The sequence below is a fragment of the Kitasatospora sp. NPDC056181 genome, assembly GCF_042266225.1.
In the GTDB taxonomy this organism is placed as follows: Bacteria; Actinomycetota; Actinomycetes; order Streptomycetales; family Streptomycetaceae; genus Kitasatospora.
In genome coordinates this window covers 12,247-25,011 of record NZ_JBHJUK010000063.1, presented here as the reverse complement: position 1 = coordinate 25,011, position 12,765 = coordinate 12,247, and the positions used below count along the sequence as shown (strand labels likewise).

Annotated in this window: 11 protein-coding genes; 5 read left to right on the top strand and 6 right to left on the bottom strand. The window is 73.4% G+C overall.

Annotated features, from left to right (window positions below; translation table 11 throughout):
* Positions 1–16: 16 nt before the first annotated feature.
* The 5 genes from ACFC1F_RS23390 to ACFC1F_RS23370 all read right to left on the bottom strand — a co-directional run bounded on the left by ACFC1F_RS23390 (position 17) and on the right by ACFC1F_RS23370 (position 3,866).
* Positions 17–625, bottom strand: a complete 609-nt coding sequence (locus ACFC1F_RS23390; protein ID WP_376160950.1) for a TetR/AcrR family transcriptional regulator — start codon at positions 623–625, stop codon at positions 17–19.
* Positions 626–780: 155 nt separating this feature from the next.
* Positions 781–1,344: a GNAT family N-acetyltransferase gene (locus tag ACFC1F_RS23385; protein WP_376160948.1), complete on the bottom strand. Its 564-nt coding sequence runs from the start codon at positions 1,342–1,344 to the stop codon at positions 781–783.
* A gap of 121 nt (positions 1,345–1,465) precedes the next feature.
* On the bottom strand, positions 1,466–1,720 hold the full coding sequence (locus ACFC1F_RS23380; RefSeq protein WP_376160946.1) for a dihydrofolate reductase family protein: 255 nt from the start codon (positions 1,718–1,720) through the stop codon (positions 1,466–1,468).
* The gene (locus ACFC1F_RS23375) at positions 1,678–1,875 is read right to left on the bottom strand and encodes a hypothetical protein (RefSeq protein WP_376160944.1); all 198 of its coding nucleotides are present in this window, start codon (positions 1,873–1,875) and stop codon (positions 1,678–1,680) included. The genes ACFC1F_RS23380 and ACFC1F_RS23375 overlap by 43 nt, the downstream gene beginning before the upstream one ends.
* 395 nt (positions 1,876–2,270) lie before the next feature.
* Positions 2,271–3,866 carry a M4 family metallopeptidase gene (locus ACFC1F_RS23370; protein WP_376160942.1) on the bottom strand — a complete coding sequence of 532 codons (1,596 nt, stop codon included), beginning with the start codon at positions 3,864–3,866 and terminating at the stop codon, positions 2,271–2,273.
* A 171-nt stretch (positions 3,867–4,037) separates the two neighbouring features.
* Here ACFC1F_RS23370 and ACFC1F_RS23365 point away from each other — a divergent pair, with 171 nt between their 5' ends.
* Together ACFC1F_RS23365 and ACFC1F_RS23360 are read left to right on the top strand one after the other, a co-directional pair.
* Positions 4,038–4,550 carry a GNAT family N-acetyltransferase gene (locus tag ACFC1F_RS23365; protein ID WP_376160940.1) on the top strand — a complete coding sequence of 171 codons (513 nt, stop codon included), beginning with the start codon at positions 4,038–4,040 and terminating at the stop codon, positions 4,548–4,550.
* Between the two features lie 44 nt (positions 4,551–4,594).
* Positions 4,595–5,968, top strand: a complete 1,374-nt coding sequence (locus tag ACFC1F_RS23360; protein ID WP_376160938.1) for a hypothetical protein — start codon at positions 4,595–4,597, stop codon at positions 5,966–5,968.
* A 158-nt stretch (positions 5,969–6,126) separates the two neighbouring features.
* On the opposite strand, the gene ACFC1F_RS23355 is transcribed toward ACFC1F_RS23360, so the two are convergent.
* Positions 6,127–8,445, bottom strand: a complete 2,319-nt coding sequence (locus tag ACFC1F_RS23355) for an AMP-binding protein (protein ID WP_376160936.1) — start codon at positions 8,443–8,445, stop codon at positions 6,127–6,129.
* A gap of 433 nt (positions 8,446–8,878) precedes the next feature.
* Here ACFC1F_RS23355 and ACFC1F_RS23350 point away from each other — a divergent pair, with 433 nt between their 5' ends.
* The 3 genes from ACFC1F_RS23350 (at position 8,879) to efeB (ending at position 12,735) form a co-directional block, all read left to right on the top strand.
* Positions 8,879–9,703, top strand: coding sequence for an ABC transporter ATP-binding protein (locus ACFC1F_RS23350; RefSeq protein WP_376160934.1), 825 nt, complete (start codon positions 8,879–8,881; stop codon positions 9,701–9,703).
* Positions 9,704–10,093: 390 nt separating this feature from the next.
* Entirely contained in the window at positions 10,094–11,239 is a 1,146-nt protein-coding gene (efeO, locus tag ACFC1F_RS23345; RefSeq protein ID WP_376160932.1) for an iron uptake system protein EfeO, read from the top strand.
* 128 nt (positions 11,240–11,367) lie between these two features.
* Positions 11,368–12,735: an iron uptake transporter deferrochelatase/peroxidase subunit gene (gene efeB, locus ACFC1F_RS23340; protein WP_376160930.1), complete on the top strand. Its 1,368-nt coding sequence runs from the start codon at positions 11,368–11,370 to the stop codon at positions 12,733–12,735.
* Positions 12,736–12,765 lie beyond the last annotated feature (30 nt).

The following is a 12,765-nucleotide window of genomic DNA, read 5'->3' as shown; positions in this document are numbered from 1 at the left end:
CGAGTGCGCTCTGCCGTCAGCGGTGGGTCGACCGGCTCGACGTCTGGTCCCGGCGCGTGACGAGGAGGTGCCGGACGGCGTGGTGCGCGTCGTTGAGGGGGTGCCGGTCACGGCGGACGCGGGCGAGCAGGACGGCACCCTCCAGGAGGGCGAGGGCCTGGCCGGACGCGGTCGCGGCCTCGTCCTGTTCGAAGCCGTCGGCCGTCAGGCGTTCGGTGAGGACGGCCTGCCAGCTCGCGTAGACCTCGGCGCAGACGCTGCGCAGGGCCTCGTTGGTGCCGGCCACTTCCAGGCCGACGGTCGCGATCGGGCAGCCCTTGGTGTAGTCGGAGTCCTCCAGACGGGCCGTGAAGGCCTCGGTGAGCTGTCCGACGATCGTGGTGGCGTCCGCGCCCTTGCGGGCCAGGGCCTTGAGGAGTTCCTCGATCTCCTGGCCGGCCTGGCGGAGGGCGGCGGCGACCAACTGGTCCTTGCCTTCGGGGAAGTGGAAGTAGAGCGAGCCGCGTGGTGCGCCGCTCTCCGCCACGATCTGGTTCAGGCCAGTGCCGAAGTAGCCCTGCGCCTCGATCAGACTGCGCGTTCCGGCGATCAGCCGGGCGCGGGTCTCCTCACCCTTGACTCCCATGCGGAAACAGTAGACCGGTCTGCATATTCCTGTCGACAGTCGCACAGTCTCCCAGCCGCCCTGCCTCCCAGCAGGAGCGTCGCCCGCCCCTCAGCCCCCTCGGCCCCTCTGTTTCCGGCGCCCGCGCAACCGTGCTCGGGCTGCGCCGTCGGTGGTCAGGACGTCTGCTTGGCCGCCCGCCACTCCGGGGCCAGCACCGACCAGACCTCTTCGTCGTGCCGAGTGCCCCGGTACAGGTAGCTCTCGCGCATGACGGCTTCCTTCGTCATCCCGAGCCGGCGGGCGACGGCGATGCTCGGCTCGTTCCCGGCCGAGACCCACCACTCCACGCGGTGGATGCCGCGCTCCTCGACGGCCCAGTCGATGATCGCGCGGACGGCCCGGGTCACCAGGCCCCGGCCCACCGCCGCGGGCTCCAACCAGCAGCCCGCCTCGGCGATGCCCGAGCCGGTCTCGAAGCGCCGGAACAGCACCGCGCCGACCAGCAGACCCTCGGCCGTCCGGATCCCGAAGAGTCGCCCGCTGTCGGCCGCGGTCCGGTCCGCGTAGGTCTGGAGGAGCGTGCGGCTCGACTCCAGGTCCGTGACGACGTCGGGCAGGCCGTTGAACCGCCCGATGAACTCCCGCCCCCGGTCCACATGGGCGAGGAACTCCTCGGCCTGCCACGGCTCCAGCGGGCACAGTGTGCTGCCGTCCTCGCTCAGGGGTATCGCGAACATGGTCACCTTCCGGGTCGGGGACGGCGCACGCCGCCGAGTGATCCTCTCACGGCGGCCGACGGGGCCAACGGGGCCGACGGGGCGGGCGGGGGCGGGCCGGCGGGCGTTTCACACCTGCCCGTTACTGCTCCGGCGCGAAGGGCCCGAAGGCGGGCCGCTCCGTGGGCCGGTAGGTGTGGACGGCGATTCTGCCACTCGACGTGAGGGAGCCGGTCAGCTCGAACGAGGTCGGCAACCCGCCCGCCGGGAAGAGGCGTTGGCCCCGGCCCAGGACCACCGGGTACACGAGCAGGTGGCACTCGTCGATCAGGTCGTGGTCCGTCAGCGACCGCGTCAGTGCGCCACCGCCGTGGATCTGCGGCTCGCCGTCGGGCATGTCAGGCAGCCACTCCCGGAGGGCGCGACCTCGCCCAGGGTGTCGCCGGCCGGCACCTGGGTGAGCGCCCAGTGCGGGTCGGTCAGCGTGTTCGAGGCGACGTACTTGGGCAGGGCGGTGAGCCGGGTGGCGGTGGGGTCGGCCGGGTCGGTCACCTTCGGCCAGTGGTTCGCGAGAGCTCGTCCGCCCGCCGGCCCAGCAGGAACGCCCCGGCCCGGCCGAGGACGCCGATCGTGAAGCGGTCCGTGTCGTCGTCGGCGAACGGCCCGGCAGGACGCGGGCAGCGGCTTCCCCTACGGCGGCCGGTTGGTGCGCCCGCCTCCCTTCGCCCGAGCCCCGAGCCCCGAGGTCCCGAGCCCCGCGACCCTCGCCCGCCACCGGGCCCCGGACATGGCTGTGGGCCCGCCGTAAATGGCGGGCCCACAGTCGTGAAGGTCACGCGACCAGGATGACGCGAGAGGCTGATGAACGAGGCACTACCCGCGAACCATCACCCGCGAACCATCACCCGCGCAGGGTCACGTCTGCAGGGTCACGTGGGCGGGACGGATCAGGCGACGGAGACGGCGCTCCACGCGGCCGCGACCGCCTTGTACTCGGTGCTGTTGAGACCGTAGAGGTCCTTCGCGGCGTTCAGGGACGCGACGCGCGCGCCCTTGTAGTCCGTGGTGGACGTCATGTAGACGGTCAGCGCGCGGTACCAGATCTTGGCGACCTTCTGGTTGCCGATGCCGGTCACCGTCGAGCCGTTGCAGGTGGGGCTGTTGTAGGTGAAGCCGTTGACGGTCTTGGTGCCGCTGCCCTCACTGGCCAGGTAGAACCAGTGGTTGCCGACGCCCGAGGAGTTGTGCACGTCGAGCTGGCCGACCTTGCGGCTCCAGCAGTCGGCGGACCGGCCGTCCAGGGAGGGCTTGTCCATCCGGCGCAGCCACGGCGGGGTGGACTGGTCGCTGAACAGGTAGTCGGGGGTGTCCACCGAGTTGTTGGCGTACCACTCCACCATCGTCCCGAAGATGTCGCTGGTGGACTCGTTGAGGCCGCCGGACTCGCCGCTGTAGCGCAGGTTGGCGGTGGCGCTGGTGACGCCGTGGGTCATCTCGTGGCCCATGGTGTCGAGGTCGACCTGCTCCGGGTCGGTGGTGCCGTCGCCGTCGCCGGTCATCATGCAGAAGCAGCTGTCGGACCACTGGGCGTTGTCCCAGTTGGTGCCGACGTGGACGAAGACGGTGGCGCCCTTGCCGTCGTTCTTGATGCCGTTACGGCCGAAGGTGTTCTTGTAGTAGTCGTACGTCCAGGCGGTGTTGGCGTGGGCGTCGACGGCGGCGGTGGCGCGGTCGCCGGAGAACTTCTTGCCGTCACCCCACACGTTGTCCGCGTCGGTGAAGAGCGTCCCGGAGCTCGCGTTGAGCGAGTTGGACGAGACGTTGTGGGCGTCCTTGGTGATGGTCCCGCGCAGCGGGTCGATCAGCGCGTAGCCGCCGTTCTGCGGGGTGGTGTCGATGGTGATGTCACCGGTGTACTCGGAGTGGCCGGTACCGCTGGCCTGGTGCTCGGAGTCGTAGGACTCGATCTGCTCGCCGGTGGTGGCGTCGGTGACGACGACCTTGCCGGCCGGCTGGCCGTGCTCGCCGACGCCGGCGACGGTGGTCTTCCAGGCGAGCCGGGGCGTGCCGTCGGCGGCCCAGACGACCAGCTCGGGCGAGCTGGTGGCGGCATCGATGGTCGGCGCGGCCTGGAGCGCCTGGCTCGCGCTCGCCTGCGCCGGGACCTTCGGGACGGTGGACTTCACGGTGGCGTCGTGGGCCGCCGCGCGGGAGGAGTCCTTGAGCCGGCCGCGTGCGTCCTGGTGGACCACCAGGTCGCCGCCGACGACGGGCAGTCCGCGGTAGGTGCGGTCGAAGCGGACGTGCTGGGTGCCGTCGGCGTCGATGATGACGTCCTTGACCTGGAGGTCCTGGCCGTCACCGAAGCCGAAGACACCGGCGTTGTGGGCGACGTTGGCCTTGGCCTGGGCGATCGCCGCGTCACGGCCGGCGGGGGCGGCGGACGCCGTACCGGCCTGGAAGGTGGCGGCGACGAGGGCGGCGGTGGCCGCTATGGCTCCGGCCGCGAGGTGGCGGCGGCGGTGAGAGGAGGTGGGGCTCACTCTGACTCCAGTCGGGGTAGCTGCAGGGAAGGAGCTGCGGACGCGGCCGCGAGCTCTGAGATTGACGGTGCGCTGCCAATCTCGGCTAGACATTGAGTCAGATCTTGACCAAGTTGTGTCCTGTACTGATCAAATTTGATCGAATGCGAACACCTTTCTGGGAGCAGCTCCATGACGACCCGCTACACCTGGCGCGACGCCTTCACCGACGACGAACTCGACGCCCTGCACGCCGAAGGCTTCGGTCACCCCCGCCGGTCGGTCGGCTGGCGCGCCCGGGTGGAGCGGCACAGCCTCGGCTGGGTCTGCGCCCGCCCGTTGGCCGCCGACCCGCTGACGGCCACTTCCCTGACCGATGGCCGGACGGCTTTCGCTCCGTCGACCGGCACCGCGCCGACCGGCACCGCGTCAACCGGCACTGCGCCGGCCGTCGCCCCGCTGACCGGTTTCGTCAACGTTGCCTGGGACGGCGGCGCCCATGCCTTCCTGCTCGACACCGTCGTCGCCACCGCCGCCCGCCACACCGGGGTCGGCACAGGCCTGGTCGCCGTCGCCGCCGACGGCGCCCGCGCGGCCGGCTGCGAATGGCTGCACGTCGACTTCGAGCCCCACCTGCGCGCCTTCTACCTGGACGCCTGCGGCTTCCGCAGCACCGACGCCGGCCTCCTCCGGCTCCGAATGTGACGGACCCGGCCGACCCCGGGGCCGCGAAACCGTAGGCTCGCCGGATGGACGGATGGGTGGGGGCCTGGACGGGTGGGCGGCGGGCCGTGCACCTGGGCAACGTGGCCGACTTCAACGAGCAGTTCTTCGCGGCGGGGATGGACGGCGCGCAGCGGGCACGACGGTTGCGGCAGGCGCACCACTACGCGGGCATGGCCACCTGCTACAGCCCCGAGCCGGCGCTGGTGGTGCTGCCCGGCGAGGTCGAGCGGGACTGGATCGACTGGCTGGCAAGGGAGTTGGACTGGGGGCCGGTCGAGCTGTACAGCGGGGTCGCGCCGGGGGAGACGCTCGCCCGGGCGCTGGCCGCCCGGCCGGCGCTGGCGGCGCGGATCGCCGGAGGTCCCGAACCGGTGCTGGCATGGGGGCGGACGCCCGCGCAGGGGGAGGGGCCCGAGGGGGAGGGGCCCGAACTCGCGGCGGTGCGGCGGTACGAGTCCAAGGCGGCCTCGCACCGGCTCTTCGCCGGGCTGGCCCCGGACCACCCGGGGATCGTCGTGCCACGGCAGGAGCAGCCGGACTCGCCCCGCCGGACCGCCCGCCGACTCACCGCCCGGGCGGGCCGTGGCCAGACCACGGTGGTCAAGAGCCCGCACGGCGTCGGCGGTTACGGCACCGTCGTGGTGACCCCGCAGCAGCTGTTCGCGGCCGGCGGCGCGCGGGCCCTGCTGCGCCGCCTGGCCCGGGAGGAGGTGCTGCCGCCCGGCGGAGGGCTGCTACTGGAGGAGTACATCGACGGCGGCCGGGCGGACCGTCTGCGCGACCTCACCTTCGACGCGGTGATCGGCGAGGACGGGACCGTCCACCCGGTCGGCGTCGGCGCGATGGCGGTGGACGGCACCCGGTACCAGGGGGTGACGGTCGGCCCGGGCGTGGTGCCGCCGAGTGCGGCGGCGACCGCCCGCAGGTTCGGACGCGCGGTCGGCGAGCGCCTCGCGGCGGAGGGTCACCGCGGCTGGTACGACGTCGACTTCGTCACCGACCGGGAGCGGAGGCTCGCGCCCACCGAGACCAACCTGCGGCTGACCGGGCCCGCGATCGCCTTCGTGCTGCAGGCTCGGCTGGACCAGGTCCGCGGTCCGGGGCACGTGGTCCGCACCCTGGACGCGATGCCGCTCGGCGCCCGGCTCTCCCAGCAGGCGCTCCACGACCACCTGGACCGGTTGCGCCCGCGCTGCGCCGCGCTCGGCGTCACCCTGCTGCCGCTGGTGGTGACGGCCGGATACGACCCGGAACCGGCCGTCGGCCTGGCGCTCGCCGCGCGCGGTGACGCACCGGACGCCTGGGCGTCCGGTGCGGTCGAGGCGTTGGACGCGGCCGAGGCCCTGGTCGGGGCGGCCAACCAGGCGCTGGGCCGGATGTTCGAGGCCCTGCGCTGAGCCCGCGGCGCCTCGCCGCGGGCCCGCCCGTCGGCTTGCGTCGCCGCGGGCCCGGCCGCCGGCTCGCCGCGCCGCGAGCCCTCTCGCCGCCTCGCCTCCTGACGCCCCGCGGACCAGCACCTCCGCCCGGCGGGCCGTCACCTCTGCCCGGCGGGCCGTCACCTCCGCTCGGCCGGCGACCTCCAGGCCAGGAAGCGCACCACGATCGCGGCGGCGACCATCAGCGCGATGTTGAACGCGTATACCAGGACCGCCTGCCGGGGCCAGTCCGTCGGCGAGCTGGTCCGGTAGAGGTTGTCCTGGGGCCACCAGGCGGCGAGCAGCCAGAAGACCGACACCGTGGTGGCGATGGAGAGCCCGACCGGCCGGTTGAACCTGGCGATGACCGCGGGGCCGGCCATGAGAAAGGCCACGCCCAGGCCGAAGGAGAGGTACTCGAAGACGTACAGGATGCGGAACCAGCCGGAATAGGGGTCGGGTACCGCCGAGACGTCGGTGGATCCCGGCCAGAGGGTGTCGGTGAGCAGCCAGGCGACGAAGGCGAAGGGCAGGGCGAGCGCGATCCAGCCGCAGCCGAGCTTGGCCGCCGGGTCGTCGCTCGGCCGCCGGCCCCCCGCCTTGCCGCCGCCCCCGCCCCCGCCACCCTTTCCGCCCCTGCCGCCCTTACCGCCCCTCGGGGCCCCCGGCCCGTTGGACGCGAAGTAGTCGCGCGGGGCCGGCAGCGGCAGGGCGGCGCGGTCCGGCTTGCCGGCCCGGGTGCGGGGGAGCGCGGGCAGCGGCACCACGGCGGCCGGCGCGGCCCCGGCCGGCAGCCGCTCGGACAGGTGGGCGGAGAGCGACCAGGCGTCGACCTCGTCGGCGTTCGGCGCCGCCACCGCGTAACCGACCAGGACGCGCCGCCCCGGCTCCGGCTCGACCTCGGCGACGGCGGCCTCCCGCACCGCCGGGTGAGCGCGCAGCACGCCCTCGGCGTGAGCGGCCCTGGTGACCCGCTCGACCACGTCGGCGGCCTGCACGGAGTCGGTGGGTCCGACCACGCCCTCGGCCCGGGCGGTGAACTCCAGGACGTCGTCCTCGCGGACCCGCCCGAGGTCTCCGGTGAGCAGGACGCGGCCGTCGGGGTCGAACACCGCCCGGACGAAGCGCCGGGCCGTCTCCTCGGGGCGGTTCAGGTAGCCGCGGCCCAGGCCCGGGCCGGCGACGGCGATCTCGCCGACCTCCCCGTGCGGCAGCGGGGTGCCGTCCGGGCCGAGCACGTAGACGCGGGTGCCGGGGAAGGGCGTGCCGACCAGCGAGACGCGTTCGCTGAGTTCGCCGCCCGCCGAGCCGGCGGCGTCGAACCAGGTGCTGTCCACGGACGCCTCGGCGAGCCCGTACACGTTGAGCACCCGCGTGCCACCGCCCCCGGCCCCGTCCTCCGTGCCGTCCGCGGCCCCGTCCACCGGGCCGTGCTTGAGCAGGCCCGCGGTGCCGCCCCCGCCGCCCGCACCACCCTCGCCGCCCCTGCCGCCGGCGCCACCCGCAGCACTCCCGCTGCCGGCGCCACCCACAACACGCCCGCCGCCGGCTCTGCCGAGCAGCTGCTGGAGGCTCAGCTGCTCGTCCAGGTACCACTTCTCCGCGCCCACGGTCAGCAGCCGTACACCCGGCAGCGAGCCGCCGGTGGCCGCCAGGTGGTCGCGCAGGCGGCGCGCGGTGCGGACGTTCAGCTCCAGGACGGTGATCCGCTCGGCGGCCACCAGCGCCGGGAGGTCGGCGATGTCGGCGGTGCGGTCCAGGGTGAGGTTGCGCGGTGCGACCACCAGGGTGGCGCCGGTGCACAGCGCGCGGACCCAGTCGGCGGTGAAGACGTCGAACTCCAGGCTCGCCGTCTGCAGGATCCGGTCGGCGGGGGAGAGCCCGTACACCTCGTGCCAGCCCCGGTGGGCGGCCAGCAGGTTGCGGTGTTCGATCAGCGCGCCCCGGGGCAGTCCGGTGGAGCCGGAGGTGAAGAAGACGCAGGCGAGGTCCTCCGGCCCGGTGGACGCCTCGGGCGGTCCGGCGGGCAGTGCCGCCACCGTCTCCGCCGCCGAGTCCACGCAGACCACCGTCCGCCCGCTGGCGTCGGTCAGCCGCACCCGGTGGGCCTCCTCGGTCACCACCAGCGCCGGATCGGCGTCCGCCAGCACGTGGCGCAGCAGCGGGTCGGGCGCGCCCGGTTCCAGCGGTACGTACGCGCCACCCGCCTTCAGCACCGCGAGCAGCGCGACGAACACCTCGGTGCCCCGGCCCAGTGCCACGGCCGCCCGGCCGCCCGGGGCCAGCCCCTGTGCCGCGAGGTACCGGGCCAACCGGTCCGCCCGCGCGTCCAGCTCACCGTACGTCAGCTCCCGGGGGCCGCACCGGACGGCGATCGCGCCCGGCGAGTGCCGGGCCTGCTCCTCGAACCGTCCGTGCAGCGTCCCGGCCCGCCCCACCGGCTCCGCGTCCCACCCCATCCTGTCAGCCCCCTTCGCATCGTGCTTCCCTCCGATCCTGCCGCCAACTGCCTTCCGGCGACAGGGGCGTGCGAACGACCGCCTCGCGCGCGCCCCCTCGCAAGGGCCGTCCGCCCCCGCCGTCCCGGTCACTCGCCGCCCGTCCGTGCCGTCCGCCCCGCCCGTCCGTGCCGTCCGCCCCGCCCGTCCGTGCCGTCCGCCCCGCCCGTCCCGGCCATTCCCTGCGCGCCCGCCGCGCCCGCCCCGGCCACTTCCGGCCCGCCCAGCCCGTCCGCCCTGCCCGTCCGCCCCTCGGACGTCACGGGCCGCCATCGCGGCGATGGTTGTACTCTGCACGCGGACGGTCGGTGCCTGCCCGCCCGGCGCGGCGCCGCACCCGCACCCCTGCCCGGCGCCGACCCCCGGAGGACCGCCCGCTATGAGTACGTCCGCCATGAGTACGTCCGACCCGCTGCCCACCGGCCCGCTGCTGCGCACCCGGGACGTCGACGTCGTCCGCGACGGCCGCCACCTGCTGCGCGGGATCACCCTGGCCATCGAGCCCGGTCAGCACTGGGCGCTGCTCGGCCCCAACGGCGCGGGCAAGTCCACCCTGCTCGGCCTGCTCGGTGCGGTCTCCCACCCCACCCGCGGCGAGGTGGACGTGCTCGGCCGCCGGCTCGGCCGGGTCGACATCCGCGAACTGCGTGCCCACCTGGGCCACGTGAACCCGCGTCACCCGCTGCGCTCGCCGCTGACCGTCTGCGAGGTCGTGCTCACCGGCACCGGCAACACCATCGAGCCGGACCTCAACCGCAAGCCCGCCCCCGAGGAGCTCGACCGGGCCGAGCAGCTGATCGCGACCCTCGGCATGACCGCGATGGCCGAGTCCCCCTGGACCACGCTCTCCCAGGGCGAGCGCGGCCGCGCCCTGATCGCCCGCGCGCTGATGCCCAGCCCCCGTCTGCTGCTGCTCGACGAGCCCGCCACCGGACTCGACCTCACCGCCCGCGAGCTGCTGCTGGACAGCCTGGACCTGCTGCGCCACCAGCATCCGGAGCTGGCCAGCGTGCTGGTGACGCACCACCTGGAGGAGCTGCCGGAGAGCACCACCCACGCGCTGCTGCTCCGCGAGGGCGAGTGCCTCGCGGCCGGGCCGGTGGACGAGGTGATGACCACCGAGCTGATCAGCGCCTGCTTCGGCCACCCCATCCGGATCACCCGTCACGAGGGCCGTTGGACCGCCCGCGCCGCCACCCGCCGTACGCCGGAGCGCTGACGCCGCGCAAGGTGCGAGCCGCACGAGGTGCGAACCGTACGAGAGCGAACCGCACGAGGTGCGGACCACGTGGACCACGCGAACCGCGCGAACCGCGAGGGGTGGGAGAGGCGGGAGGAACGCCAGGAGCAGGGGGAACAGGGGAAGCGGGCGAGGTCAACCCCGCCGTTCGGCGGGTGGTGGCCGGAATTCGTCGGTGGGCTGACGACATGCCGCCGCCAAGGGCCGTCCCCACCTGCGAGGACGGCGAACGGGGGGCGGTGTAGACGGCAAAAACAGATATCTCTAAGGTATGCCTTAGCTAAGTGGGTGGGGGCTCCGGGTGGCTCCGGTTCCCGCATCCACACTCAGCCCTGCCCTGGTTCACCCTGCCCTCCCGCTGGAGCCTTCATGTCCGCCCGTCGTTCCACCGCAGCCACGCTGCTCACCCTCGCTGTGGCAACCGCCGCTCTGGCCGGCTGCTCGCAGAAGAAGGACGACAAGGCGTCCGCCGACGCCGTGAAGGTGAACGCCACCGACACGGCCTGCGAGCTCTCCAAGACCAGCTTCCCGGCCGGCCACGTCGTGATCGACATCGCCAACAAGGGCTCGAAGACCACCGAGGTCTACGTCTACGGCGACGGCGACAAGATCATCACCGAGCGCGAGAACATCGGCCCCGGCACCAAGGCCACGATCAACGCCGAGATCAAGGCCGGCTCGTACGAGGTCGCCTGCAAGCCCGGCATGGTCGGCGACGGCATCCGCCAGAAGATCACCGTCACCGGTGACGCCTCCGCCCAGGCCGCCCCGGCCGACCCGCGCCTGACCGCCGCCGTCGACGCCTACCGCAAGTACGCGCAGGAGCAGGCCGACGCCACCATCCCGGCCGTCGAGGCCTTCGCCGCCGCGATCAAGGCCGGCGACGTGGAGAAGGCCAAGCCGCTGTACGCTCCGTCGCGCGCCGGCTGGGAGCGCACCGAGCCGGTCGCCGAGAGCTTCGGTGACGTCGACCCGAAGACCGACACCCGCGAGGACAAGCTGGAGGCCGGTCAGGAGTGGACCGGCTGGCACAAGCTGGAGAAGTCGCTCTGGGCCGAGAACAAGATCGACGACGCCGACAAGAAGCTCGCCGACCAGCTGGTCGCCGACCTGAAGGACTGGCAGAAGAAGATCCCCGAGGCGGAGATCACCGCGACCAGCATGGCCAACGGTGCCAAGGAGCTGCTGGACGAGGTCGCCACCAACAAGATCACCGGCGAGGAGGACCGTTACAGCCACACGGACCTCGCCGACTTCCAGGCCAACGTCGAGGGCGCGCAGAAGGCCTACGAGCTGCTGAAGCCGGTCGCCTCGGAGAAGGACGCCGAGCTGGCCAAGACCCTGGACTCGGAGTTCGCCGCGATCCAGGCGCTGCTCGCCAAGTACAAGCAGGCCGACGGTACCTTCACCTCGTACGACAAGGTGGCCGAGGCCGAGCGCAAGACCTTCTCCGACGCGGTGAACTCGCTGGGTGAGCCGCTGTCGAAGCTGGGTGCCGCGGTGGTCGTCAAGTAGTACCCGCCCGGCCCGGCCCCGACCGGGGCCGGCCCGGCAGAGCACCACACCTCCACCACACCGCCGTGGCGGCCCGATCGGCCGCCACGGCATCCGTGAGTTCAGTACAGAGAAGGGCCCGCCCGCCGATGGACGCCGAGAACGAGCAGCAGACCGGAACTCCGGCCGCCTCCGACGCCGCTGCCACCCCCACCGCCTCCGAGGCCGCCGCCACCGCCCGTGCGACCGCCGCCGGCCAGGACGGTGCCGCCCGCGGCCCGGTCAGCCGCCGTGCCGTGATCGGCTGGGCGGGCGCCGGGGTCGCCCTCGGCGCGGCCGGCGTCGGCTCGGTCGCCGCCGCCACCCGGCAGGACGACCCGGCCCCGGCGGCCGCCGCCGCCACCGCCGGGGACATCCCGTTCTTCGGCGACCACCAGTCCGGCATCTCCACCCCGGTCCAGGACCGGCTGCACTTCGCCGCCTTCGACGTCTCGGCCACGGCCACGCGCGAGTCGCTGGTGAAGATGCTGAAGGAGTGGACCAAGGCCGCCGCCGCGATGACCGGCGGGCGCGAGGTCGGCAGCGGCGCCGCCAGCGGCCTTCCGCAGGCTCCGCCGGACGACACCGGCGAGGCGATGGGCCTGCCCGCCTGCCGGCTCACCCTCACCATCGGCTTCGGCCCGTCCCTGTTCGAGAAGGACGGCGTGGACCGCTTCGGCCTCAAGGCCAAGCGCCCCGAGGCCCTGATCGACCTGCCGAACTTCAAGGGCGACAAGCTCGACCCGCAGCGCAGCGGCGGCGACATCTGCATCCAGGCCTGTGCGGACGACCCGCAGGTCGCCGTGCACGCGATCCGCAACCTGGCCCGGATCGGCATGGGCACGGTCAACATCCGCTGGTCGCAGCTGGGCTTCGGCAAGACCTCCTCCACCACCCCGGACGCGCAGACCCCGCGCAACATGATGGGTTTCAAGGACGGCACCCACAACATCGCCGGCACCGACACGGCCAAGCTCGCCGAGCACGTCTGGGTCGGCCCCGGCGAGGGCCCGGACTGGATGACCGGCGGCTCCTACCTGGTCGCCCGTCGCATCCGGATGCACATCGAGACCTGGGACCGTACCTCGCTCAAGGAGCAGGAGGACGTCTTCGGCCGCACCAAGGGCGAGGGCGCCCCGTACGGGAAGCCGAAGGAGCACGACGCGCCGGACCTCAAGGCGATGCCCGAGGACTCGCACGTGCGCCTCGCCCACCCGGACAGCAACGACGGCCTGATGATCCTGCGCCGCGGTTTCTCCTTCACCGACGGGACGGACGGCCTCGGCCGCCTGGACGCCGGCCTCTTCTTCCTCGCCTACCAGCGCGACAGCCGCAAGGCGTTCGTCCCGCTCCAGCAGCGCCTCGCCTCCAGCGACAAGCTCAACGAGTACATCCAGCACGTCGGCTCCGCCCACTTCGCCTGCCCGGCGGGCGTCCGCAAGCCCGGCGAGTGGTGGGGCCAAGCCCTCTTCGGCTGATCCCCGTCCCGTTCGAACCCCGAGGAGAGT

What these genes read in the sequence shown, in the direction of transcription:
- efeB (WP_376160930.1), top strand. Translation starts at nt 11,368, where the DNA reads ATGGACGCCGAGAACGAGCAGCAGACCGGAACTCCGGCCGCCTCCGAC.
- ACFC1F_RS23350 (WP_376160934.1), top strand. Translation starts at nt 8,879, where the DNA reads ATGAGTACGTCCGACCCGCTGCCCACCGGCCCGCTGCTGCGCACCCGG.
- ACFC1F_RS23385 (WP_376160948.1), bottom strand. Translation starts at nt 1,344, where the DNA reads ATGTTCGCGATACCCCTGAGCGAGGACGGCAGCACACTGTGCCCGCTG.
- efeO (WP_376160932.1), top strand. Translation starts at nt 10,094, where the DNA reads ATGTCCGCCCGTCGTTCCACCGCAGCCACGCTGCTCACCCTCGCTGTG.
- ACFC1F_RS23355 (WP_376160936.1), bottom strand. Translation starts at nt 8,445, where the DNA reads ATGGGGTGGGACGCGGAGCCGGTGGGGCGGGCCGGGACGCTGCACGGA.
- ACFC1F_RS23380 (WP_376160946.1), bottom strand. Translation starts at nt 1,720, where the DNA reads ATGCCCGACGGCGAGCCGCAGATCCACGGCGGTGGCGCACTGACGCGG.
- ACFC1F_RS23390 (WP_376160950.1), bottom strand. Translation starts at nt 625, where the DNA reads ATGGGAGTCAAGGGTGAGGAGACCCGCGCCCGGCTGATCGCCGGAACG.
- ACFC1F_RS23365 (WP_376160940.1), top strand. Translation starts at nt 4,038, where the DNA reads ATGACGACCCGCTACACCTGGCGCGACGCCTTCACCGACGACGAACTC.
- ACFC1F_RS23360 (WP_376160938.1), top strand. Translation starts at nt 4,595, where the DNA reads ATGGACGGATGGGTGGGGGCCTGGACGGGTGGGCGGCGGGCCGTGCAC.